The organism is Allobosea sp. P4_C6 (assembly GCF_056402015.1).
Map to the genome: position 1 here is coordinate 1 of NZ_JBFUIF010000266.1, position 1,123 is coordinate 1,123.

Annotated in this window: 1 protein-coding gene; it reads left to right on the forward strand. The window is 58.9% G+C overall.

From position 1 onward, the window contains the following. Positions 1–188 precede the first annotated feature (188 nt). On the forward strand, positions 189–1,123 hold a 935-nt coding region (locus tag AC1DVA_RS28545; protein ID WP_476808151.1), incomplete at its 3' end, for a PAS domain-containing protein.

The window sequence follows — 1,123 nt, forward strand, 5'->3', positions numbered from 1 at the left end:
GTCCTGGACAAAGCCTTCATGCAGCCGGCAAGTAGCTCGATTGCACCTTCGAACAATGCGCCAAGCGCGAAGGCAAACCCGATCACCGCGCACGGTGGCGTATCCGCAGGAAAATTCATGTCGAAGTCGTGGAACCGAACGCTTTTCGGCGGGTTCTTCGGTGTTGGCTGAACGGACTGTCCCTGGGCATGGCTCCACAAAACGAACTTTCGGACAGCCGCTATCGAATCCTTGTGGATGCGATTACCGACTACGCCATCTACATGCTGGACGCTGCAGGGCTGGTCGCAAGCTGGAACCCCGGCGCCCAGCGCTTCAAGGGCTATCAGGACCACGAAATCCTCGGCGAGCATTTCTCACGCTTTTACACGGCCTCCGATATCGAGGCGGACCTTCCGAGCCGGGCCTTGGCAACGGCGAGGGCGGAGGGACGATTTGAGAGCGAAGGCTGGCGCGTGCGGAAGGACGGATCCCAGTTCTGGGCGCATGTCGTCATCGATCCGGTCATCGATCCCCAGACGCGGCAAGTGCTGGGTTATGCGAAGATCACCCGTGATCTGACCGAACGCAGAGAGCAAGAGAGAGCGCTGCGCGAAAGTGAGCAGTCATTTCGCCTCCTAGTCCAGGGCGTGACCGACTACGCCATCTTCATGCTCGACGAAAAAGGCTTCGTCACGAACTGGAACGCGGGGGCGGAGAGGATCAAAGGCTACCGGCCCGACGAAATCATTGGTCGGCATTTCTCGGTGTTCTACACGCCGGAGGATCACGACAGACGAGAGTGGGAGCGAGCTCTTGCCAAGGCCCGCGCCAACGACGGATTTCAGACCGAAGGATGGCGCGTCCGCAAGAACGGCGAACGCTTCTGGGCAAGCGTTGCGATCGATCCGATCTATAACGACTCCGGCTCGATCATGGGCTTCGCCAAAATCACCCGCGACATGACCGAACGCAAGCGTGCAGAAATCGCTTTGGATACGGCACGCGAGGCCTTGTATCAGTCCCAGAAAATGGAAGCCGTCGGCCAACTAACCGGAGGCATCGCCCATGATTTCAACAACCTCCTGAATGCAGTTGTTGGCAGCCTCGAGCTGCTTCGGAAACGACTCACAGATGACCGGCA